The sequence below is a fragment of the Amycolatopsis benzoatilytica AK 16/65 genome, from assembly GCF_000383915.1.
In the GTDB taxonomy this organism is placed as follows: Bacteria; Actinomycetota; Actinomycetes; order Mycobacteriales; family Pseudonocardiaceae; genus Amycolatopsis; species Amycolatopsis benzoatilytica.
The window spans coordinates 6,276,522-6,297,280 of the sequence record NZ_KB912942.1 but is presented as its reverse complement, the minus strand read 5'-3'; the positions used below and the strand labels follow the sequence as shown (position 1 = coordinate 6,297,280).

Sequence of the window (20,759 nt, the reverse complement as noted above, 5' to 3'; positions counted from 1 at the left end):
AGAGGGAAGCGGAACGACCGCGAACCTGAAAGGCTGGATCCCGTGATCGACCTACCCCAGCCGACCGGTGCCGACCTGTGGCCGCCGGAGGAAACGCTGCCGCGGACGAAGCTCAACCAGCCCTGGCGCGCGTTCGTCGCGCTCGGCGAAGTGGTGGTGGCCGCGCTCGCGCTCTGGGTGGCGTTCGTGCTGTGGGACGCGGGTGTGGTCACCGTCGTCACGAAGGCGCTGGACGGTGCCGAACTGGTGTCGCACCGGTACTTCGGCGGGCACCTCGCCGGGGCGCTCGGACTGGGCACGCTGTCGGCGGTGCTGGTGGTGGACGCGATCCGGCAGCTGCTGCTCGCGGTCCGTGCGCGGCACCGCAAGAAGAAGGACTAGCCGATCCACAGCTGTCCCACAGGAAACCAACAGCTGACCCCTAAGCGAGCCCCGCAGTCTTGCGGCCATGAAGCGGCTGCGTACCCGTACCTGGGTGGTCAACGGAGTGCTCGTCGTGCTGCTAGGTGGCGCGGCTTTCGGGATCTACCAGGCATTTACGCCGGCCAGTCCCACTGCGAGCGCGCAAACCAGGACAACTCCGGTACGCCGGGCGAACGTGACCGAGACCGTGTCCGCGGCCGGCACCATCGCCAGCGCGTACACCGGCGCGGCGAACTTCACGACGTCCGGCAAGGTCACCGCGATCGACGTGAAGGTCGGCGACGTGGTGAGCGCCGGGCAGAAGCTCGCGACGATCGACTCGACGCAAGCGAGCAAACAACTTCAGGTCGCCAAGGACAACCTCGCGGTCGCCGACGACAACCTGACGCAGGCACAGGACAACCCGCCCGCCAACCAGACCGCGACGCAGGTCCAGAGCAACCTGACTTCGTTGCAGGCCAAAGTGGATCAAGCGCGGCTGGACGTCGACAACGCGCAATCGACCGTCGATGCGACCGTGCTGACCGCGCCGGGCGCCGGCACCGTCACCGCGATCAATGGGACGGTCGGGCAGCAAACCGGCAGCGGCGGTTCCGGCAATGGCTCTTCCGGAGCTTCGTCCTCCAGCGGCAACGGCGGCTCCGGGCAGTCCTCGTCCGGCAGCGGTAACAGCGGTGCCAACAGCGCCGGCAGCAACAGCAGCGGGTTCATCGACATCACGGACATGAGCAACCTGGTGGTCAACACCTCGGTGGCGGAAATCGACGTGAGCAAGGTGAAAACGGGGCAGAAGGCAACCGTCACGCTGAACGCGACGCCGGACCAGCCGTTGCCGGCGACCGTTTCCAGCATCGACCTCACGCCGACCACGAGCAGCAACGTCGTCACCTACGGAGCGAAACTGGCGCTGACGAACGCACCTTCGGGGCTGCGCCCCGGGCAGTCGGCGAGCGTCGTGATCACGGTCGCGGAGTCCGACAACGTGCTGAGCGTTCCGGCGGCCGCGGTGAAGACCTCCGGTACGACGAACGTCGTCACCGTGGAACAGAACGGCCAGGCGGTGCCGCGGCAGGTGCAGATCGGCGTGCGCGGCGAGTCCACTGTGGAGATCAAGTCCGGCCTGCAGGAGGGCGACAGCGTGGTGTTGACCGCCGCGTCGCCGACCACTTCGAGCGGTACCAACGGCCAGCAGCGCGGCGGCACCGGCGGGCTCGGCGGCTTCGGCGGGCAGCAGGGCGGCTTCGGGGGCGGCCGCCAGGGCGGCGTCGGCACCGGCGGAGGCCGGGGATGAAGCCGGTGCTCGCAGTCTCCGGGCTGCGCAAGACCTACGGCAGCGGGGAAACCGCGGTACACGCTCTGCGCGGGGTCGATCTTCAAGTATGGCCCGGCGAGTACGTGGCGATCATGGGCGCTTCCGGTTCCGGCAAGTCGACGCTGCTGAACATGCTCGGCTGTCTGGACACGCCGACCTCGGGCCGGTACTTCCTGGACGGATTCCCGGTGGCCGACCTCAACGAACGGCAGCTCTCCCTGCTGCGCAACCGAAAGATCGGCTTCATCTTCCAGTCGTTCAACCTCGTCCCGCGCACCAGTGCACTGTCCAATGTGGAGCTGCCGCTGGTCTACAGCGGACTCAAGCGAGCGGCGCGGCGGAAGCGGGCGTTGGCGGCGCTGGAAATGGTCGGGCTCTCCGATCGGGCGAAGCATTTGCCGAGCGAGCTTTCCGGCGGCCAGCAGCAACGGGTCGCGGTGGCGCGTGCGCTCGTCGGGGGACCGGCCTTGCTGCTCGCCGACGAACCGACCGGAAACCTGGACCACGCCAGCACGGTCGACGTGCTCGGGGTCTTCGACCGGCTCAACGCGCTGGGCCGCACCGTCGTGGTGATCACCCACGAGGACGAAGTGGCTCACCACGCGCACCGCGTCATCCGGGTCAGCGACGGGCAGATCGTCTCGGACGAGGTCACCCGGCGGACCGGGGTGGTCGCGTGAACTTCGTCGAGATCATGCGGTTCGCGGTGCGCGGGCTGGCATCGAACAAGCTGCGCTCGGTGCTCACCACGCTCGGCATCACCATCGGAGTCGCGTCGGTGATCCTGTTGGTGGCAGTCGGAAACGGCGCGTCGGCGGCGATCACCGCGAGCATCCAGGGCCTCGGCACCGACGTGGTCAACGTGTCGCCGGTCCGGGGCGGACAGAGCGCGACTGCCCGGCCGCTCACCGTGCAGGACGCGCACGCGCTGGTCGATCCGGTCGGCGCACCGGACGTCAAAGCGGCCTCTCCGGTGGTGAACACCACGGCGACTGCGACCTACGGCCAGACCTCCTATGACGTGTCGAGCGTCGTCGGCACCGAACCCGACTACTTCACCACCACGAACCGGCAGATCGCCGACGGCCAGCTGTTCAGCGCCGAAGACGTGACGCAGGCGCGCAAGGTCGTGGTGCTCGGCCCGACGACCGCGCAGTCGATCTTCGGCGACGCCGAACCAGTCGGCAAGAACGTGCTGCTCAACAGCATCCAGTTCACCGTGATCGGGGTGCTGCAGACGAAGGGCAGCAGCGGGCTGCAGAACGCGGACGACGTCGCGATCGCGCCGATCAGCGCGGTGCAGAACTCGCTCGCCGGCTACGGCGCGCTGAACCAGATCGCCGTGCAGGCGACGTCGGCCGATTCGATCGGGCTGGCGCAGACCGAGGTCACCGCGATCCTGGACGCCCGGCACGGCGTCCAGGCCGGCGCCAACCCGGACTTCCAGATCCAGAACTCCGCGCAGCTGCTGCAGACCCGCACCTCGGCGATCCAGACGTTCACCGTGCTGCTCGGCGCGGTGGCGGCGATCTCGCTGCTGGTCGGCGGGATCGGGGTCACGAACATCATGCTGGTCACCGTCACCGAGCGAATCCGAGAGATCGGCATCCGCAAGGCGATCGGGGCGCCGCGCTCGGCGATCCTCGGCCAGTTCCTCGCCGAGGCGACCATGCTGAGCCTGTTCGGCGGGCTGCTCGGAGTGGTGATCGGCGTGGTCGGCAGCCGGTTCAGCGTGGCAGGCATCCAGCCGGTCGTGGTGCCGTCGTCGATCGCGCTCGCCTTCGCGGTTTCCGCCCTGATCGGGCTTTTCTTCGGCAGTTTCCCGGCGAACCGGGCTTCGCGGCTGCGGCCGATCGACGCCCTCCGGCACGAGTAGGAGCGTCATGTCCGCGTCGACCACCCAACCCATCCCGACGCCGCCGGAGGAACCGGCGGCGTCCACTCAGCGCATCGAGCGGCTGCCGGAGGACGTTGTCGCCGAGCCCGCCGTCGCGGGCGATCTCACCGAGGAGTTGAAGCAGGTCTCCCGCCCGTTCGGCAAGCCGACCCTGATCCTGGCCGGGGTTCTGGTGCTGGCCTTGGCGTTCGCCGGCGGCGCGTGGACGCACGCCGCGTTCGGGCCGTCGTCGAGCGGTACGGGTTCTTCCGCGGCGCGGACGGCCGGCACCGGGGCGGGTGCCGGAAACGGGCAGCAGGGCGGGTTCGGCGGGCGCACCGCCGGCGGCGGCCGCGGCACGATCGGCACCGTGGAGAAGGTCGATGGCAACACGGTGACGCTGAAAACCTTGCAGGGCAGTGAAGTCACAGTGTCCACTTCAGACAGCACCACGGTCGGCGTGACTCAGCCGGGCAAGCTCAGCGACCTGAAGCCGGGCCAGACGGTTACCGTGCAAGGGCGGACCGGTTCGGATGGCTCGGTGGCCGCGCAGGCGATCGTCGCGCAGCCCGGCAAATGAAACGCCGCGTCGTACCAGCGCGCGGCTTGACGCCGTGGAACGGCTGCTAAGTGACGTCGTTGAGCGCGAGGATCGCGACGTTCAGCGCGGTCGTGTAGAGCATCCAGAGCAGGTACGGCACGAGCAGCAGCGCGGCGACGCGGGAGCGACGGTAGAACAGGCCGATCGCGACCACGATGGTGAAATCGAGCAGCACGATGGCCACGCAGGCGATCTTGGCCGAGCCGCCAGCGAAGAACGCCGAGGCCCACATCAGATGGAACAGCAGGCCGATGCCGTACGCGGCGAAGCCCTGGTTCTCGCCGTCGGTGCGCCAGTAGGTCCAGCCGGCGAACGCGAGCACGACGTAGAGCACGATCCACACTGGACCAAACGCCTCGGGCGCCGGCGCCCAGGACGGCAGGAGGTACCGGCCGTAGGCGTTCGGCGCGGTCATCGTCGCCAGCGTGCCGAGCACGGCGATCGTGCCGACCAGCCCAAAGAACACCGCGAGCATCAGCCACGGGTTGCGGCGGTGTGTGGGCGCCGTCACTTCTCCTCCAGATAGCGCGTCCATGCGCGGTCCATCCTAGAAGCGCCCGAGCGTCGGTGCCGGGTGGCAACGGCGGGCAAACGGAGGATTTGCAAGACTGGGCTGGTGAACACTGGCACCGAGCAGTCCAAAGCATGGTTCGCACGCGCCAAGGCGGCCGTTCCGGGCGGGGTGAACTCGCCGGTGCGCGCCTTCAACTCGGTCGGCGGAACGCCGCGGTTCATGGTCCGCGGCGAGGGCCCGTACCTCTGGGACGCCGACGGCAACCGCTACGTCGACCTCGTCTCCTCGTGGGGTCCGATGATCCTCGGGCACGCGCACCCGAAGGTGGTGGCCGCCGCCCGTGCGGCCGCGGAGAACGGGCTCTCCTTCGGCACGCCGACGATCGGCGAGGTCGAGCTGGCCGAGGAGCTGATCGGCCGGGTCGGCCCGGTCGAGCAGGTCCGGCTGGTCAACTCGGGCACCGAAGCCACGATGAGCGCCATCCGGCTGGCTCGCGGGTTCACCGGCCGGGCCAAGATCGTGAAGTTCGCCGGTTGCTACCACGGCCACGTCGACGCACTGCTGGCCGAAGCCGGCTCCGGCGTCGCGACGCTCGGCCTGCCGACCTCGCCGGGCGTCACCGGCGCGCAGGCGGCGGACACGATTGTGCTGCCGTACAACGACCTGGACGCGGTCCGGAAGTCGTTCGCGGAGAACAAAGACACCATCGCCGCGGTGATCACCGAAGCGGCCGCCGGAAACATGGGCGCGGTGCCGCCGGACCCCGGTTTCAACGCCGGGCTACGTGACATCGCGCACGAAAACGGCGCGCTGCTCATCATGGACGAAGTGATGACCGGCTTCCGCGTTTCGCGGGCCGGCTGGTTCGGCCTCGAAGGCGTCGCGGGAGACCTCTACACGTTCGGCAAGGTGATGTCCGGCGGGCTGCCCGCCGCGGCGTTCGGGGGTCGCGCGGACATCATGGCGAAGCTCGCGCCCGGCGGCCCGGTCTACCAGGCGGGCACGCTGTCCGGCAACCCAGTCGCGGTCGCCGCGGGCCTCACCGCGCTGCGTGAAGCCGACGACGCTGTGTACGCGAAGCTCGACGCCAACGCGAAGCGGCTCGGTGCGCTGTTCGACAAGGCACTCACGGAGGCCGGTGTCACGCACACTGTGCAGTTCGCGGGCAACCTGGTGAGCGTCTTCTTCACCGACAAGCCGGTACGCAACTACGCCGACGCGCAGGCCACTGAGACCTGGCGCTTCCCGGCCTTTTTCCACGCACTGCTCGAAGCGGGCGTGTACCCGCCGCCGAGCGCGTACGAGGCGTGGTTCGTGAACGCGGCGATGGACGAAGAAGCGTTCGGGATCATCGAAGCAGCGTTGCCGGCTGCGGCGCGCGCGGCCGCTGAGGCGGTCAAGCCGTGACGACTGTGGTGCACATGCTCCGGCATGGCGAGGTGCACAACCCGGAGAAGATTCTCTACGGGCGGTTGCCGAACTTCCACTTGTCCGAGCGAGGACAGCGACAGGCGCTCACCGTCGCGGAAGCAGTGGCCGGGCATGACCTGGCTTACGTCGTCGCGTCGCCGTTGCAGCGGGCGCAGGAGACGGCTGCGCCGATCGCTGGCGCGCACCGGCTCGACATCGCCACCGACAACGGCCTGATCGAGGCGGCGAACGTCTTCGAGGGCCAGCGAGTGGCGGTCGGCGACGGGGCGCTGCGGCAGCCTCGCGCCTGGCCGCACCTGGTGAACCCGTTCAAGCCGTCGTGGGGCGAGCCCTACGTGGAGATCGCGCACCGGATGCTCGGAGCGGTGCATCGGGCACGGGTGAAGGCGGAGGGACGCGAGGCGTTGTGCGTCTCGCATCAGCTGCCGATCTGGACGCTCCGCCGGTTCCTGGAGGCGAAGCGGCTGTGGCACGACCCGCGGCAGCGGCAGTGCTCGCTGGCCTCGCTGACCAGCCTGGTGTTCGACGGCGAGGAGCTGCTGGGGATCGTCTACAGCGAGCCGGCCGGCACCACGGACCCCAAGGTGACCGGGGCATGAAGCGACTGCTTTTCGTGTTGTTAGCCGCCGCGCTCGGGGTGGCCGGCTGCTCGACCGGCAAGGACGCGGTGGTCTCCGGCGGGACGTTCTCGTTCGTTTCGCCGGGCGGCAAGGTGGATATCTCGTACCCGGTGGCGCAACGGCAGAAGGCGCCCGTGCTGGCCGGTGACGATCTGATGCAGGAAGGAAAGCAGCTTTCCCTGGCGGATTTCCCCGGCAAGGCGCTGGTGATCAATCTGTGGGGGCAGTGGTGCGGACCGTGCCGCGCGGAGGCGCCGGAGCTGGAGAAGGCCAGCAAGGAGATCGCGCCGCTGGGGGCGCAGGTGCTGGGGCTGGACGTGCGGGATCCGGCCCGGGACGTGGCGCAGGATTTCGTGCGGGACCGCGGGCTGACGTATCCGTCGATCTGGGACCCCTCCGGACGGGTGTTGCTGCAGTTGTCCGGGTACCCGCGGAACATCATTCCGTCGACGATCGTCCTGGACAAGGAACATCGGGTGGCGGCGGTGTTTTTGCGGCAGGTGCTGGCGGCGGACCTGGTGCCGGTAGTGCGGGGTCTTGCCGCGGAGAAGTGACCGGCATCGCCGACGGTCGTGGTCGCCCGGTTCGGCAGTGTCTCGGAATCTAAGTCCGTCAAGGGGCCCTTCCGGGAATCCAAGTCCCTCAAGGGGCCCTTCACGGACACCGCCGGGGGAGTGCGGCCCGAGCGGGACCTAGGTCCCAGCCCCGCTGTGGCGTAGGTCCTGTGAGCAGGCCCCGCCCGCCTTACCCGAAGCTCACTGCCTACTCTCAAGTGCGTGAACTCCGTGTCCGAGCTGGCGATCTCCGGACCGCTGCTGCTCGCCGCGGGGGTTGCGCTGGTGGCCGGGGCCATCTCGTTCGCTTCGCCGTGCGTGGTGCCGCTCGTCCCGGGCTACCTCGCGTACCTCGCGGCGCTCGTCGGTGCCGACGCTCCAGCCGTTCGCGACGGCGAGGAGCGAAAAAAGGGCCGCTACGCCGTCGTCGGCGCGGCCGGTCTCTTCGTGCTCGGGTTCACCGTCGTTTTCGTCGCGACCATGGGCACGCTCGTCTGGCTTGCGAACACCCTCCTGATCAACCAAGACCTCCTGCAGCGCATCGGCGGCGTTCTCACCATCCTGATGGCGCTGGTCTTCCTCGGCTGGATCCCGGGCCTGCAGCGCGAGGTCCGGTCGCACCGCGTGCCGGGCGGCGGTCTCTGGGGTGCGCCGGTGCTCGGGGCGGTGTTCGGCCTCGGCTGGACTCCTTGCATCGGCCCGACGCTCTCCGCCGTCACGAGCCTGGCCAGCGCTACCGGCGGGGCGGCGGCGCGCGGGTACCTGCTGGTGGCCGTCTACTGCCTCGGGCTCGGTCTGCCGTTCCTGCTGATCGCGCTCGGCGCGCGCTGGGCGGTCCGGGCCACCGACTGGCTGCGCCGCAACGGCCGCCGGGTGCAGATCTTCGGCGGAGCGTTGTTGATGGTGGTCGGGATTCTGCTGGTCACCGGGCTGTGGGGAGACGTCATGGGCTGGCTTCGCAACTCCGTCGCCTCTGATCTCGAGCTGCCGTTGTGACCACCACCGAAGCGCCGCCCAAGAACCCGAAGCAGCCCTACCGGCCGTCGGCCGTCCAGCAAGTCGTTGCCTTCCTGCGCAACACCTGGCGCGGCCTCACGTCCATGCGCACCGCGCTGGTGCTGTTGTTCCTGCTGGCGCTCGCCGCGCTGCCCGGCGCTCTTCTCCCGCAGCGCCGGCTGAACGCGCCGAAGGTCGACGCCTACATCAGCGCGCACGGCTGGTGGGGCACCCTGCTCGACAAGCTGGAGTTCTACGACGTCTACTCCAGCGTCTGGTTCTCGGCGATCTACCTCCTGCTGATGATCTCGCTGATCGGCTGCCTCACGCCGCGCAGCTTCGAGTACTTCAAGCAGATGCGGGCCAAGCCGGTGCTGACGCCGCGCAACCTCTCGCGGATGCCGCACCACCGGATCGCACGCACCGCGCGCACCCCGGAAACCATCCGCGACGACGTGCGCAAGCAGCTGTCCGGCTGGCGGCGGATCGAGCGCGAGGAAGACGGCGGCGGGTTCAGCGTCTCGGCCGAACGCGGCTACCTGCGCGAGACCGGCAACCTGCTCTTCCACTTCGGGATGCTCGGCCTGATCGTCTTCTTCGCCCTCGGCAAGCTGTACAGCTACGAGGGCCAGGTCATCGTGCAGGCCAACGGCGGCCAGTTCTGCAACTCGGGCATCTACAACTACGACTCGTTCCAGGCCGGCCTGCGCGTCGACGGCACCGACCTCGACCCGTTCTGCGTGAAGGTCAACGACTTCACCGCCCGCTACACCCCCTCCGGCCAGGCGGACTACTACCACTCGCACATCCAGTTCCAGTCCGGCGAGAACCTGCAGACCGGTACCTGGCAGCCCTACGACCTCGAGGTCAACGAGCCGCTGCGGACCGTCGGCGACCGGGTCTACCTGCTCGGCAACGGCTACTCGCCGCAGTTCACGGTGACCTTCCCGAACGGCGAGAAGCGCACCCAGAACACCCAGTGGATGTTCAGCGACCAGGCCACCATGCTGTCCGAGGGCGCGACGAAGTTCGACCAGCCGGGCATCACCGACGAGGCGCAGCGGCGCACCAAGCAGCTCGCGATCACCGGTCTGTTCGCGCCGTCGTCGTTCATCCACGGCGGCGTGCTCACCTCGACCGGGCCGGAGCTGAAGGACCCGATGGTCGCGATCGACGTGCTGCGCGGCGACCTCGGGCTCGACGCGGGCCGCGGCCAGTCGGTCTTCTCGGTGGACCAGTCCCGGGTGCAGGACGGCCGGCTCAAACGGGTCGCGCGCAAGAACCTCGCGGTCGGCCAGGAGCTGACGCTCGACGACGGCACCAAGGTCCGCTTCGACGGCGTCAACAAGTGGGTCAACCTGCAGGTCTCGCACGACCCGACACAGGGCTACGTGCTCGGCTTCGCCATCGTCATGCTGGCTGGGCTGGGAGCGTCGTTGCTGGTCAAGCGGCGTCGGGTGTGGGTGCGGGTGCGGCCGGGCAAGGACGACGAGACGAGTACCGTGATCGAGGTCGCGGGGCTCGCGCGCACTGATCAAGCCGGTTACGGCGAGGAGTTCCAGCGGATCAGCGAACGGCTGGTCACGGGCCGAAAGGGCAGCTGAAGCATGGAGATCAACGAGACTCTCTCGCAGTACAGCGACCTGCTGTACACGACGACAGTGGCGATTTACGTGCTGGCGCTGCTGTTCACCCTCTTCGAGCAGGCGTTCGGAGCGAAGGGCCGGATTGCCGCCGAGCGCAGCAAGCAGCGCGTGCTGGTCGGCGCCGGTGGGCCGGAGTCCGACGACTCCGCGCTCGAGGACGGCGACGCGCCGGCCGCGCCGGAAGCACCGCGTTCGGTCGGCCGTGCCGAGCGGATCGGCCGGATGGGCGCGGCGCTGCTCGTGCTGGGCGCGCTGCTGCAGCTGTCCGCGATCGTGCTGCGCGGACTCGCGGTGCACCGCGCGCCGTGGGGCAACATGTACGAGTACGGCATGGCGGTCACCTTCATCACCGTCGTCGCCTGGCTTGTCGTGATGAAGAAGTTCCCGGTCCGCCACCTCACCGGCTTCCTGCTGCTGCCGGTCGTGATCCTGATGTTCATCAACGGCACGATGCTCTACACGGTGGCCGCGCCGGTGGTGCCCGCGCTGCAGTCGTACTGGCTGGTCATCCACGTTTCGGCGGCGATCGTCGGGTCCGGCGTGTTCCTGGTGCCGGGCGTGGCGAGCGTGCTGTACCTGTTCCGCACCGCGCACGACCGCAACCCGGCGAAGTTCGCCGGCTTCGGGCCGAAGCTGCCCGCCGCGGACGTGCTCGACCGGATCGCCTACCGCGCCACCATCGTCGCGTTCCCGGTCTTCACCTTCGGCGTGCTGTGCGGCGCGGTGTGGGCCGAAGCGGCGTGGGGCCGGTTCTGGGGCTGGGACCCGAAGGAGACGGTCGCCTTCATCGCCTGGGTGGTTTACGCGGCGTACTTGCACTCCCGTGCTACCGCGGGCTGGCGTGGCACGCGTGCGGCGGTGATCAACATCGTCGGGTTCGCGGTGACCATCTTCAACTTGTTCTTCGTCAACCTGGTGACGGCTGGGTTGCATTCCTACGCCGGGGTGAGCTGAGCGGGGGTCCGCCAGCCGGATCGCGCTTCCAACGACTACCTTCGTCAGAGGGGGCTCTTCGACGTACCCGGGAGGTAAGCAGCGGTGACCGGACCCAGTGAAGGGGCTGCCGGAGAGCAGCAGCCCGAGCAGGCCCAGGAACCGGCTGCCATGTTCTCCGAGGAACGCACCGATTCCACGCCGCATCCGGCGGTCGCCGGGCCGTACGACGCGCAGCCGACGCAGGCCGTCGACCCGCCGCCGCAGGCCGCGTATCAGCCGCTGCCGCAGCCGGGCGGGTATCAAGCGCAGTACGACCACAACCTGCCGCCCTTGCAGCCGCCGGGCGATCCGGGGCAGGCCGTGCCGCCGCATCAGCCGCATCCGCAGCAGCAAGCTCCGGCCGGGTACCCGCCACAGGCGGCTCCCGGACAGCCTGGACACCCGGGGCAACCCGGTCAGCCGGGCGGTGCGGGGTTGCCGCAGCCGACCTCCGGTGCGGACGAGCTGGCGACGGCGCACCTGGTGAAGCAGCAGAAACGGGCACCGCAGTCCGGCTGGCGGAAGGCGCTTTACCGGGGCAGCGGCAAGCTGATCAACCCGGGGGAGAGCCCGGCGGACACGCGTCGACGGGAGTTGATCGCGCGCGTCAACCAGCCGCTGCGCGGGTGCTACAAGATCGCCATGCTGAGCCTCAAGGGCGGGGTCGGCAAGACCACGACCACGACCACCCTGGGGGCGACGTTCGCGTCCCTGCGCGGGGACCGGGTGGTGGCGGTGGACGCGAACCCGGACCGGGGGACGCTGTCGCAGAAGATCGCCATCGAGACGACCGCGACGGTGCGCCATCTGCTGCGGGACGCGGACAAGATCACGCGGTACAGCGACGTCCGGTCGTACACGTCGCAGGGCTCCAGCCGGCTGGAGATCCTGGCCAGCGAGCAGGACCCGGCGGTGTCGGAGGCGTTCTCCGAGAACGACTACCGGCGGACGGTGAACCTGCTGGAGCACTTCTACAACATCGTGCTCACCGACTGCGGAACCGGTTTGATGCACTCGGCGATGAAGGGCGTGCTGGACGTCGCGGATTCGCTGGTCGTGGTGTCGTCCGGGTCGGTGGACGGGGCGCGCAGTGCTTCGGCCACGTTGGACTGGCTGGACGCGCACGGGTACGGCGACCTGGTGAAGCGGTCGGTGGTGGTGATCAACTCGGTGCGGCCGAAGGGAAGCTCGGTCGACCTGGACAAGCTGGCCGCGCATTTCGGGGCGAAGGTGCGGGCGGTGTGCCGGATTCCGTTCGACGCGCACCTGGAAGAAGGTGCCGAGATCGAGCTGGAGCGGCTGGGCGGGGATACCCGGCTGGCGTTGCTGGAGCTCGCGGCGACCGTCGCGGACGGGTTCGGCGGACAGCAGTACCGCTGACTTTGTGGTCGTGAAGGGAACTTTGAGGGACTCAGAGTCTCTCGAAGTTCCCTTCACGGCAGAAGGACGGCGGCTTTACCTTCGGCTGGTCAGCCGTCGGTTTCGTCGGTCGGGCGTTTGCGCTGCTGTTCGGAGAGCTTGCGCAGGAACTCCGGGTCGTCGTCCGGTGCGATGGCCGGGCGGCGCTGCGGGACGCTGATCCGCTGCGCGCCCAGTGCCCGCCACAACAGAACGGCGATGGTGATCGCGCCCACCGCTGCGAGCAAAAGAATCATGCCCGGGTCCTTCCGACGTGCCAGCCACCCAGGTTAGCCGTTCTTCGGCGCGATCGCGTGCAGCCGGTATCGGTAAAGGCGCCGCCGGAACGCGGCGAAGGGTCGTGACCGGCAAGCGATGTCCCGCGAGCAGGGGGACATCCCTTGTCAGCCACGACCCTTCGTCGCGAGCGGTGAAACGGGTCAGATCTTGCGGGCGGGCTCGCTCGCGTCCGTGGTGAGCTCGGCCAGCAGGTCGTTCACCTCGGACTCACGGAACCGGCGGTGTCCGCCGGGGGTGCGGATCGAACCGATCCGGCCCGCGGTGGCCCAGCGGGTCACGGTCTTGGGGTCCACTCGGAACAGGGCGGCCACTTCACCCGGGGTGAGCAACCGTCCGCCCATGGTCGCGGTCATTTTCCGCCTCCTTAACACCTGACTTGCTATACCGGGGGCCTCGGGCGGTTTCGCCCGTCTCGCCGGAGTAGCCAACGCGGCAATCGTGGCACTTCACCCGTCGGGTACTCGAACGGTTGTCCTTGAGTAAAGAGCCCTTAAAGTGCAAAAGGGACATAACTCAGCGGATTCTCAGGAACGCTCCGGAGCCACTTGTGGGCCGCTGACCAGGCATTCTTCCCTGAGCTGCCCGGTGAATCGGGTAAAGGCCAGGCAAAGACTCTTGCTGGGCGGCGAGCAGTGCCGAGGTTGCTGTGACGCAGCAGACATTTCACCGGGCGCCGGGGTGCGCCCGGCGGAGGTTCGCGCCGCATAATGGCCTAGTGGATCAGCTGGACCGGAAGATCATCGCCGAGCTGCGGGCCAATGGCCGGGCCACCTACGCCGACCTCGGCCGGACGGTGGGGCTTTCCGCCTCCTCGGTGCACGAACGCGTCGGCAAGCTGGAAGCGGCGGGCGTGATCACCGGCTATCACGCGATGGTCGACCCGAACACGGTCGGCCTCGGCGTCACCGCGCTGGTCGGCATCCATCCCACCGACACCGCCACCGACGAGGACGTCGCCGCCGCGCTCGGCGAGTTGCCCGAGGTGGAGAGCTGCTACGCGGTGGCCGGCGACGAGGCGTTCGTGGTCAAGGTCCGCGTCTCGACCGTCGACGAGCTCGAAATCAGCCTTGGCCGGCTGCGCCGCATCCCCGGAGTCGGGCGCACGAATACCACTGTCGTGCTCTCCACCCGGTTCGAGGGGCGGCCCAACAACGCGGGCCTGGACGACGACGGCCCAGGCGGGGCGTAGCCTGTTTCGGTGTGAGCGACACACCGGACCATCTGCCCCGTGACCTGACGATCTACCTGATCGCGCGGTTCGCCCTCGTGGCGGTGGTCGCGCTCGTTTTGTCGCTGGTCGGGGTGCCGCTGCTGATCGCCGTGCTGATCGGTCTGGTCGTCGGCCTGCCGCTCGGCCTGCTGCTCCTGCGCGGCCTGAACCAGCGAGTGACCGCTGGTCTGGCCAAGCGCAACGAAAACCGTGCGCGCGCCCGCGCGAACCTGCGCGCTCAGCTGCGCGGGGACGGCCCGGCGGACGATTCCGCCGCATGAGCAAGCTGCACAACCGAGCCTGGGTCCGCGAGGCCGTCCGCATCATCGAGGCCGACGCCAACCGCAGCGCCGACACGCACCTGCACGTCTTCCCGCTGCCGCCGGAATGGGGCATCGACCTTTACCTGAAAGACGAGTCGGTGCATCCGACCGGCTCGCTCAAACACCGGCTGGCCCGGTCGCTGATCCTGTACGGCCTGGTCAACGGGCACATCGGACCGGACACCGTGCTGGTCGAGGCGTCCAGCGGCTCGACCGCGGTGTCCGAGGCGTACTTCGCGCGGATGCTCGGCCTGCGGTTCGTGACCGTGGTGCCGCGGCGGACCAGCAAGGAAAAGGTAGCGCTGATCGAGTTCTACGGCGGCGAGTGCCACTTCGTGGACACCGCACCGGCGATGTACCCGGAGGCCGAACGGCTCGCCGCCGAGTGCAACGGGCATTACCTCGACCAGTTCACCTACGCCGAGCGCGCGACCGACTGGCGCGGCAACAACAACATCGCCGAATCGGTGTTCGCGCAGATGCGCGCCGAACGCCACCCGGTACCGGCGTGGATCGTCGTCGGCGCGGGCACCGGCGGGACGAGCGCGACCTTCGGCCGGTACGTCCGGTACAAGCGGCACACCACGAAGATCTGCGTCGCGGACCCGGAAAACAGTTCGTTCTACGGGGCCTGGGAAACCGGCGCGATGGACTACGCGACCGGGATGCCGTCGCGGATCGAGGGCATCGGGCGGCCGCGCTGCGAACCGTCGTTCGTGCCCGGGGTGATCGACGAGATGTTCCAGGTCCCGGACGCGGGCTCGCTCGCGGCGATCCGGCTGCTGCGCGAGCGCACCGGACACTGGGCGGGCGGTTCGACCGGCACCAACCTGTACGGCGCGTTCCAGCTGATCTCGCGGATGCTGGCGGACGGCCAGGCCGGCTCGGTAGTCACGCTGCTGTGCGACGGCGGCGAACGCTACGCGAACACCTACTACTCCGACGAGTGGCTGCGCGAGCAGGACATCGACCTGGCCCCGTACCGGGCGCGGTTCGACGAATTCCTGCTCACCGGCCGCTTCGACGCCTGAGTTTCCGGCAGAACGACCAGAACCAGCCGACTCCGCCGATCAGCAGGAAGCCGCCGATCATCGCGACGAAAGCGCCGGCCGCGCCTGCGGGGGAGCCGTGCTCGCGATGGGTGAAGGCGACCACGTAAGAGCCGTCGACCTTGTGCAGTCCGACGCCGATGACGATGACCAGCACCCCGGCGGCGGCGAGGGCCAGGGAACCTAGTGCGACGGCGGCGATCCGGAGGGTCGTTCGCGTCCGTGGGTTCGGCACGGATACCAGAGTGACACGGTCCGTGTCCGTCCGGACACGGTCAAATTGCCAGTGCCACCGCGGTCAGAATTGCCCAGGTCAGCATCGCCAGGCCGGTGTCGCGCAGCGCCGGGATCAGCTCGCGGCCCTTGCCGCCTCCGCCGACCGCCTTGACCGGCTTCGCCAGCAGTGGCGCGGTGAGGAAGCTGATGAACACCAGCGGGTGCCAGAGGCCCATGACGACGGTGAGCAGGTAGGGGACGGCCAGCAGCGTCAGGTACATCCGGCGGGTGCCGGCGTCTCCCATGCGGGTGGCGAGGGTGTGCTTGCCGGACTCGATGTCGGTCGGGATGTCGCGGAGGTTGTTGGCCACCAGGACCGCCATCGAGAACGAGCCGACCGCGACCGCGCAGCCCAGCGCGTCCCAGCTGACCCGGCCGGCCTGCACGTAGACCGTGCCGAGGACTCCGGCCAACCCGAAGAACACGAAGACCGCGATCTCGCCCAAACCGTAGTAACCGTAAGGCTTTTTGCCGCCGGTGTAGAACCAGGCACCGAGGATGCACAGCGCGCCCATGGCCAGCAGCCACCAGAAGCCGCTCAGCGCCACCAGCGTCAGTCCGAGCACGCCGGCCAAGCCGAGCGAGATCAGCGCGGCGCGCAGCACGGACTTCGGGTTCGCCGCGCCGGAGCCGACCAGGCGGAGCGGGCCGACCCGGTTCTCGTCGGTGCCGCGGATGCCGTCGGAGTAATCGTTGGCGAAGTTGACGCCGATGATCAGCGACAGCGAGACCAGCAGGGCCAGCAGAGAGCGGCCCCAGGAGAACGCGTCGAGCGCGATCGTCGCGCCGATCCCGGCCACCACCGGGGCGATCGCGTTCGGCAGCGTCCGCGGCCGGGCGCCTTCGATCCACTCACTGACTGTCGCCATGGGGTCCATTCAACGCCATGGGATCTTCACCCTTTCGGGGCCCGGTCCAAAGCCGTGAAGGGAACCTTGAGGGACTCAGAGTTCCGCAAGGTTCCCTTCACGGAACGAGCTTGGCCTTCACCGCTTGGCGATCGATCTTCCCCGGCCCGCGCAACGGCAGCGCCGCCGTGAACTCGATGCGCTTCGGCGTCGCCGCGCCACCCAGCTCGGCGCGGACCGCCGCGCGCAGCGAAGCCTCGTCGGCGCTGTCCGCGACCACCATCGCGACGACCGCCTCGCCCCACTGCGGGTCCGGGATCCCGACTACGCAAGCGTCCTGGACCCCCGGCTGCGCGCCGAGCACCCGCTCGACGCCGGCCGCGGAAACCTTCACCCCGCCGGTGTTGATGACGTCGTCCGCGCGGCCGAGGATTTCGATCCGCCCGTCCGGCAGCACCCGGCCCCGGTCGGAGGTGCGGAACCAGCCGTTCTGGAAGGACTCGGCGGTCAGCTCCGGCGCGAGGCGGTAGCCGTGCGACAGGACTGGACCGGAGATCCGGATCCGTTCGTCGGCGTCGGGCTCGACGCGGACGCCGTCCAGCGGCACCCCGTCGTACACGCAGCCGCTGGCGGTCTCGCTCATGCCGTACGAGGGGACGATCCGCACGCCTTCCTCGGCCGCCCGGGCGCGCAGCTTGGGCGAGGTCGCGGCGGCGCCGAGGATGATGCCGTCGAACGCCTTGGCCGCGGCCAGGCCCGCGCCGCCGTCGTCGAGCAGCCGGACGAGCTGGGTCGGGACGAGCGCGGTGTAGCGCGGGCCGTTCTCGGCCAGGATCGGAGCGGCCGCGGCGGCGAACTCGTCCGGACGGAAGCCGGTGCCGGTCAGGTACGCCGGTTTCGTGCCTGCCAGCCGGGCGCGAATCAGGACCTGCAGGCCGCCGATGTAGTGCGCGGGCGTGGCGAGCAGCCAGTGGCCGGGGCCGCCGAGCCGGGCGTGCGTGGCGGTCGCGGACGCGATGAGCGCGCGCGGCGACAACAGCACGCCCTTCGGCGCGCCGGTGGAGCCGGAGGTGGCGATCACCACCGCGGTGTCCGGCTCCAGTGGTTGGTCCGGGGCCATCGCGTCGTGCAACGCGGGGGCGGACGGGTCCGCCGCGTTCAGCGGCAGCACCGCCGGGCCGCCGTCCAGGGCCGCGGCCAGGGCCGTGTCCAGTGCGGCCAGCGCGTCGGAGCTGCCGTCCAGCCAGGAAACGTGCAAGGTGGGGCCTCCGCGGCCTGGTGAGTGGCTAGAGACCAGCCACTCACCAGGTCAGTAGTAGTACGGGTAGTCGGTCCAGTCCGGGTCGCGCTTCTCCAGGAAGGCGTCGCGGCCTTCGACCGCCTCGTCCTGCATGTACGCCAACCGGGTGGTCTCACCGGCGAACAGCTGCTGGCCGACCAGTCCGTCGTCGATCGCGTTGAACGCGTACTTGAGCATCCGCTGCGCGGTCGGCGACTTGCCCACGATCGTCCAGCCCCATTCCAGCGCGACCTTCTCCAGGTCGGCGTGCGGGACCACCTCGTTGACCGCGCCCATCCGGTGCATCTGCTCCGCGGTGTAGTCGCGGCCGAGGAAGAAGATCTCCCGGGCGAACTTCTGCCCGACCTGGCGGGCGAGACCGGCCGAGCCGTAGCCGGCGTCGAACGAGCCGACGTCCGCGTCGGTCTGCTTGAACCGCGCGTGCTCGGCCGAGGCGAGGGTGAGATCGCACACCACGTGCAGCGAGTGCCCGCCGCCGGCTGCCCAGCCGGGCACCACCGCGACCACCGGTTTCGGCATGAACCGGATCAAACGCTGGACCTCGAGGATGTGCAGCCGGCCCGCGCGGGCCGGGTCGACCGTGTCCGAGGTCTCCCCGCTCGCGTACTGATACCCGGACCGTCCGCGAATACGCTGGTCACCGCCGGAGCAAAACGCCCAGCCGCCGTCCTTGGCCGACGGGCCGTTGCCGGTGAGCAGGACGCACCCGACGTCCGAGCTCATCCGGGCGTGGTCGAGCGCCCGGTACAGCTCGTCGACGGTGTGCGGACGGAAGGCGTTGCGGACCTCCGGACGGTCGAAAGCGATCCGGACCACCCGTTTGCCGGAGCGGCTCTCGCGCGAACGGTGGTAGGTGATGTCGGTGAAGGAGAAACCTTCGACCTCGGACCAGGCGGAGGGGTCGAACAGCTCGGAAACTCGGGCGTCATCCACGTTTGGGAGAATAGGACGTGTGGACATGATCGCTGTGCCTGATGCCGCCTGCGCGTCGGAGCCCCTCGTACCCGGGGTCTGCCGGTGAACCCGTCCACCGCGCAGGCCAGGGTCCTTGTCGACGAACTCGTCCGCAACACCGTTTCGCACGTGGTGCTGTGCCCGGGCTCACGCAACGCGCCGCTCTCCATCGCGCTCTACGACGCGGCCGCCTCCGGCCGCCTGCAGCTGCACGTGCGCATCGACGAGCGCGGCGCGGCGTTCCTCGCGCTCGGCATCGCGGCGCGCACCGGCCGTCCGGCGGCAGTGGTCTGCACCTCCGGCACCGCGGCGGCGAACTTCCACCCGGCGGTGCTCGAAGCCGACCGGGCCGGCGTGCCGTTGATCGTGCTCACCGCGGACCGGCCGCCGGAGCTGCGCTCGGCAGGCGCGAGCCAGGTGATCAACCAGTACGAGCTGTACGGCGACGCGGTGCGCTACTTCGACGAGCTGGCCGTGGCGGAGCGCCGGGCCGGCCAGAACTCCTACTGGCGGAGCCAGATCTGCCGGGCCTGGAACGCCGCCTACGGCGAGTGGCGCTGCGGCCCGGTGCACCTGAACATCCCGTTCCGCGAGCCGCTGGTGCCCGATCTCAACGACGACGGCGAGTGGTACGAATCGCTCGAGGGCCGGTCCGGCGGCGAACGCTGGACCGAACTGCCGGACTTCGGCGCGCTGCCGTCGTTCGTGGTGCCCTCGGCGCGGCATGGCCTGGTCATCGCGTGCGACACCGGCGCGCAGGCGGCCAGCGAATGGGCTGAACAACACGGCTGGCCGGTGGTTTCGGAGACCGGCGGGCTCGGCCTGACCGGCGCGACGGCGATGTCGTCGGGTGCGTGGCTGCTCGGCGTCGAGGAATTCATCTCCCGGCACCGGCCGGAGCAGGTCCTCTGCCTCGGCCGGCCGACGGTGTTCCGGCAGGTGCAGCAGGTGCTGTCGGACCCCGAGGTCGAGGTGCTGCTGGTGCGCCCGGACTCGGACTGGCCGGCGCCCGCGCACAACGTCCGCCAGGTCGGGCAGTGGTTCGCCGAGCCGACCAAGCCGGCCGACCCGGAATGGCTGGCGAGCTGGCAGCGCGCGGACGCCGCGGCCAGCCAGGCCGTCGCGACCGCGCTGGCCGCCGAGCCGTGGCCGACCGGCGTCCGGGTCGCGGCCGAGCTGGTCGACGCGCTGCCGGAGGGTGCGCTGCTGGTCGTCGGTTCGTCCAACCCGACCCGCGATGTCGCGCTGGCCGGACGGCTGCGGCCAGACGTCCTGGTGCACCGCAACCGCGGCGTCGCCGGGATCGACGGGACGGTGTCCACCGCGATCGGCGCGGCCACCGTGCACCGCGCGCCGTCGTACGCGCTGCTCGGCGACCTGACCTTCCTGCACGACGCGTCCGGCCTGCTGACCGGGCCGACCGAGCAGCGGCCGGATCTCACCATCGTCGTGCTGAACGACGACGGAGGCGGTATTTTCTCGCTGCTGGAGCAAGGCGCGCCGGAACACTCGGCCAGCTTCGAACGCGTATTCGGCACGCCGCACGGCGCGGATCTCGGCGCGTTGTGTGCCGGCTACCGGGTACCGCACGTCGTGGCTGAGACCATCGAAGACTTCCGGGCCGCGTTGAAACCGGTGCCGGGGTTGCGGGTCGTCGAGGTCCGGGCGGACCGCGGGCAGCACCGCGCCCTGCACGCGCGGCTGCGCGCCGCCGTCGCGGAAGCGGTGGGGACGGCCTGAGGGGCCGGGACGCGGGGGCGTCCCGGAGTTGGGGGGAATGCGTGAGCGAGATCGACGTGCGGCCGCGGACGCGGTGGACCTGGTTCAGCGCGGCCGTCGCGGCATTGGCACTGGTCGGGCTGGTGTGCTCGTACTTCTCGTCCTTCCTGGTGATGGCCGGCGACAGCTGCTTCCCCGGCGACAGCCGGGTGATCTGCAGCGCGGCCGGCCAGCAAGCGGTCACGACGCTGCCCTGGGTGGGCTGGCTGGCCGCGATCGCCGGTTCGTTCGGGGCCGCGCTGCTGGCGGTGCGGCGCGGCTGGGGACCGTGGCCCGGGCTGTACGCGGGGCCGGTGCTGTACGGCATTCCGATCGCGATCGCGTGGTGGATCGCCGAATCCGGTTGATCTTCCCAGTGGGTAAGAACCCGTCCT

24 protein-coding genes are annotated in these 20,759 nt (G+C 69.7%); 17 read left to right on the top strand and 7 right to left on the bottom strand.

What is annotated here, in order from left to right:
- The first annotated feature begins 42 nt into the window (after positions 1-42).
- The 5 genes from AMYBE_RS0129160 (at position 43) to AMYBE_RS0129140 (ending at position 4,191) form a co-directional block, all read left to right on the top strand.
- Positions 43-381, top strand: coding sequence for a hypothetical protein (locus AMYBE_RS0129160; RefSeq protein ID WP_020662933.1), 339 nt, complete (start codon positions 43-45; stop codon positions 379-381).
- A gap of 67 nt (positions 382-448) precedes the next feature.
- Positions 449-1,714: an efflux RND transporter periplasmic adaptor subunit gene (locus tag AMYBE_RS0129155; protein WP_027928132.1), complete on the top strand. Its 1,266-nt coding sequence runs from the start codon at positions 449-451 to the stop codon at positions 1,712-1,714.
- Positions 1,711-2,415 carry an ABC transporter ATP-binding protein gene (locus AMYBE_RS0129150; protein ID WP_020662931.1) on the top strand — a complete coding sequence of 235 codons (705 nt, stop codon included), beginning with the start codon at positions 1,711-1,713 and terminating at the stop codon, positions 2,413-2,415. Before AMYBE_RS0129155 ends, AMYBE_RS0129150 begins: the two co-directional genes overlap by 4 nt.
- Positions 2,412-3,611 carry an ABC transporter permease gene (locus AMYBE_RS0129145; protein ID WP_020662930.1) on the top strand — a complete coding sequence of 400 codons (1,200 nt, stop codon included), beginning with the start codon at positions 2,412-2,414 and terminating at the stop codon, positions 3,609-3,611. The genes AMYBE_RS0129150 and AMYBE_RS0129145 overlap by 4 nt, the downstream gene beginning before the upstream one ends.
- A gap of 7 nt (positions 3,612-3,618) precedes the next feature.
- Entirely contained in the window at positions 3,619-4,191 is a 573-nt protein-coding gene (locus AMYBE_RS0129140; RefSeq protein WP_020662929.1) for a DUF5666 domain-containing protein, read from the top strand.
- Between the two features lie 46 nt (positions 4,192-4,237).
- Here AMYBE_RS0129140 and AMYBE_RS0129135 read toward each other — a convergent pair whose 3' ends face one another.
- A complete protein-coding gene (locus tag AMYBE_RS0129135) occupies positions 4,238-4,723 on the bottom strand; it encodes a TspO/MBR family protein (RefSeq protein WP_020662928.1) in 486 nt (161 codons plus the stop codon).
- Positions 4,724-4,828: 105 nt separating this feature from the next.
- Here AMYBE_RS0129135 and hemL point away from each other — a divergent pair, with 105 nt between their 5' ends.
- The 7 genes from hemL to AMYBE_RS0129100 all read left to right on the top strand — a co-directional run bounded on the left by hemL (position 4,829) and on the right by AMYBE_RS0129100 (position 12,328).
- The gene (hemL, locus tag AMYBE_RS0129130; protein WP_020662927.1) at positions 4,829-6,133 is read left to right on the top strand and encodes a glutamate-1-semialdehyde 2,1-aminomutase; all 1,305 of its coding nucleotides are present in this window, start codon (positions 4,829-4,831) and stop codon (positions 6,131-6,133) included.
- Complete coding sequence (locus tag AMYBE_RS0129125; protein WP_020662926.1) at positions 6,130-6,756, top strand: histidine phosphatase family protein; 627 nt, start codon at positions 6,130-6,132, stop codon at positions 6,754-6,756. Before hemL ends, AMYBE_RS0129125 begins: the two co-directional genes overlap by 4 nt.
- Positions 6,753-7,331 carry a TlpA family protein disulfide reductase gene (locus AMYBE_RS0129120; RefSeq protein ID WP_020662925.1) on the top strand — a complete coding sequence of 193 codons (579 nt, stop codon included), beginning with the start codon at positions 6,753-6,755 and terminating at the stop codon, positions 7,329-7,331. The genes AMYBE_RS0129125 and AMYBE_RS0129120 overlap by 4 nt, the downstream gene beginning before the upstream one ends.
- A gap of 222 nt (positions 7,332-7,553) precedes the next feature.
- Complete coding sequence (locus AMYBE_RS0129115) at positions 7,554-8,327, top strand: cytochrome c biogenesis CcdA family protein (protein WP_020662924.1); 774 nt, start codon at positions 7,554-7,556, stop codon at positions 8,325-8,327.
- Positions 8,324-9,931 carry a cytochrome c biogenesis protein ResB gene (gene resB, locus AMYBE_RS0129110; RefSeq protein ID WP_020662923.1) on the top strand — a complete coding sequence of 536 codons (1,608 nt, stop codon included), beginning with the start codon at positions 8,324-8,326 and terminating at the stop codon, positions 9,929-9,931. Before AMYBE_RS0129115 ends, resB begins: the two co-directional genes overlap by 4 nt.
- Positions 9,932-9,934: 3 nt before the next feature.
- Positions 9,935-10,927: a c-type cytochrome biogenesis protein CcsB gene (gene ccsB / locus AMYBE_RS0129105; protein ID WP_020662922.1), complete on the top strand. Its 993-nt coding sequence runs from the start codon at positions 9,935-9,937 to the stop codon at positions 10,925-10,927.
- An 84-nt stretch (positions 10,928-11,011) separates the two neighbouring features.
- On the top strand, positions 11,012-12,328 hold the full coding sequence (locus tag AMYBE_RS0129100; protein ID WP_027928131.1) for a MinD/ParA family ATP-binding protein: 1,317 nt from the start codon (positions 11,012-11,014) through the stop codon (positions 12,326-12,328).
- 89 nt (positions 12,329-12,417) lie between these two features.
- On the opposite strand, the gene AMYBE_RS0129095 is transcribed toward AMYBE_RS0129100, so the two are convergent.
- Entirely contained in the window at positions 12,418-12,603 is a 186-nt protein-coding gene (locus AMYBE_RS0129095; protein WP_020662920.1) for a hypothetical protein, read from the bottom strand.
- Positions 12,604-12,786: 183 nt separating this feature from the next.
- A complete protein-coding gene (locus tag AMYBE_RS0129090; RefSeq protein WP_020662919.1) occupies positions 12,787-12,999 on the bottom strand; it encodes a BldC family transcriptional regulator in 213 nt (70 codons plus the stop codon).
- A 362-nt stretch (positions 13,000-13,361) separates the two neighbouring features.
- On the opposite strand from AMYBE_RS0129090, the gene AMYBE_RS0129085 reads away from it, so the two are divergent.
- Genes AMYBE_RS0129085 through cds1 form a run of 3 tightly spaced genes read left to right on the top strand, consistent with a single transcriptional unit; the run spans position 13,362 to position 15,210 of the window.
- Positions 13,362-13,835, top strand: a complete 474-nt coding sequence (locus AMYBE_RS0129085; RefSeq protein ID WP_020662918.1) for an Lrp/AsnC family transcriptional regulator — start codon at positions 13,362-13,364, stop codon at positions 13,833-13,835.
- An 11-nt stretch (positions 13,836-13,846) separates the two neighbouring features.
- The gene (locus tag AMYBE_RS0129080) at positions 13,847-14,137 is read left to right on the top strand and encodes a DUF4229 domain-containing protein (RefSeq protein ID WP_020662917.1); all 291 of its coding nucleotides are present in this window, start codon (positions 13,847-13,849) and stop codon (positions 14,135-14,137) included.
- The gene (gene cds1, locus AMYBE_RS0129075) at positions 14,134-15,210 is read left to right on the top strand and encodes an L-cysteine desulfhydrase Cds1 (protein ID WP_020662916.1); all 1,077 of its coding nucleotides are present in this window, start codon (positions 14,134-14,136) and stop codon (positions 15,208-15,210) included. The genes AMYBE_RS0129080 and cds1 overlap by 4 nt, the downstream gene beginning before the upstream one ends.
- Here cds1 and AMYBE_RS0129070 read toward each other — a convergent pair.
- The 4 genes from AMYBE_RS0129070 to AMYBE_RS0129055 form a co-directional block, all read right to left on the bottom strand.
- On the bottom strand, positions 15,188-15,463 hold the full coding sequence (locus AMYBE_RS0129070; RefSeq protein WP_020662915.1) for a hypothetical protein: 276 nt from the start codon (positions 15,461-15,463) through the stop codon (positions 15,188-15,190). The genes cds1 and AMYBE_RS0129070 overlap by 23 nt on opposite strands.
- A gap of 40 nt (positions 15,464-15,503) precedes the next feature.
- Positions 15,504-16,373, bottom strand: a complete 870-nt coding sequence (locus AMYBE_RS0129065; RefSeq protein WP_020662914.1) for a 1,4-dihydroxy-2-naphthoate polyprenyltransferase — start codon at positions 16,371-16,373, stop codon at positions 15,504-15,506.
- Positions 16,374-16,470: 97 nt separating this feature from the next.
- Positions 16,471-17,610, bottom strand: coding sequence for an o-succinylbenzoate--CoA ligase (gene menE / locus AMYBE_RS0129060; protein WP_020662913.1), 1,140 nt, complete (start codon positions 17,608-17,610; stop codon positions 16,471-16,473).
- Between the two features lie 51 nt (positions 17,611-17,661).
- On the bottom strand, positions 17,662-18,585 hold the full coding sequence (locus tag AMYBE_RS0129055) for a 1,4-dihydroxy-2-naphthoyl-CoA synthase (RefSeq protein WP_020662912.1): 924 nt from the start codon (positions 18,583-18,585) through the stop codon (positions 17,662-17,664).
- An 84-nt stretch (positions 18,586-18,669) separates the two neighbouring features.
- Here AMYBE_RS0129055 and menD point away from each other — a divergent pair, with 84 nt between their 5' ends.
- Together menD and AMYBE_RS0129045 are read left to right on the top strand one after the other, a co-directional pair.
- Positions 18,670-20,346 carry a 2-succinyl-5-enolpyruvyl-6-hydroxy-3-cyclohexene-1-carboxylic-acid synthase gene (gene menD / locus AMYBE_RS0129050; RefSeq protein ID WP_020662911.1) on the top strand — a complete coding sequence of 559 codons (1,677 nt, stop codon included), beginning with the start codon at positions 18,670-18,672 and terminating at the stop codon, positions 20,344-20,346.
- A 41-nt stretch (positions 20,347-20,387) separates the two neighbouring features.
- Positions 20,388-20,732, top strand: coding sequence for a hypothetical protein (locus AMYBE_RS0129045; protein WP_020662910.1), 345 nt, complete (start codon positions 20,388-20,390; stop codon positions 20,730-20,732).
- The last annotated feature ends 27 nt before the right edge of the window (positions 20,733-20,759 follow it).

Bases quoted from the DNA above. Each gene is read 5' to 3' on its own strand.
- ccsB (WP_020662922.1), top strand. From the start codon at position 9,935: ATGGAGATCAACGAGACTCTCTCGCAGTACAGCGACCTGCTGTACACG.
- AMYBE_RS0129065 (WP_020662914.1), bottom strand. From the start codon at position 16,373: ATGGCGACAGTCAGTGAGTGGATCGAAGGCGCCCGGCCGCGGACGCTG.
- AMYBE_RS0129155 (WP_027928132.1), top strand. From the start codon at position 449: ATGAAGCGGCTGCGTACCCGTACCTGGGTGGTCAACGGAGTGCTCGTC.
- AMYBE_RS0129095 (WP_020662920.1), bottom strand. From the start codon at position 12,603: ATGATTCTTTTGCTCGCAGCGGTGGGCGCGATCACCATCGCCGTTCTG.
- AMYBE_RS0129140 (WP_020662929.1), top strand. From the start codon at position 3,619: ATGTCCGCGTCGACCACCCAACCCATCCCGACGCCGCCGGAGGAACCG.
- AMYBE_RS0129090 (WP_020662919.1), bottom strand. From the start codon at position 12,999: ATGACCGCGACCATGGGCGGACGGTTGCTCACCCCGGGTGAAGTGGCC.
- AMYBE_RS0129120 (WP_020662925.1), top strand. From the start codon at position 6,753: ATGAAGCGACTGCTTTTCGTGTTGTTAGCCGCCGCGCTCGGGGTGGCC.
- AMYBE_RS0129150 (WP_020662931.1), top strand. From the start codon at position 1,711: ATGAAGCCGGTGCTCGCAGTCTCCGGGCTGCGCAAGACCTACGGCAGC.
- cds1 (WP_020662916.1), top strand. From the start codon at position 14,134: ATGAGCAAGCTGCACAACCGAGCCTGGGTCCGCGAGGCCGTCCGCATC.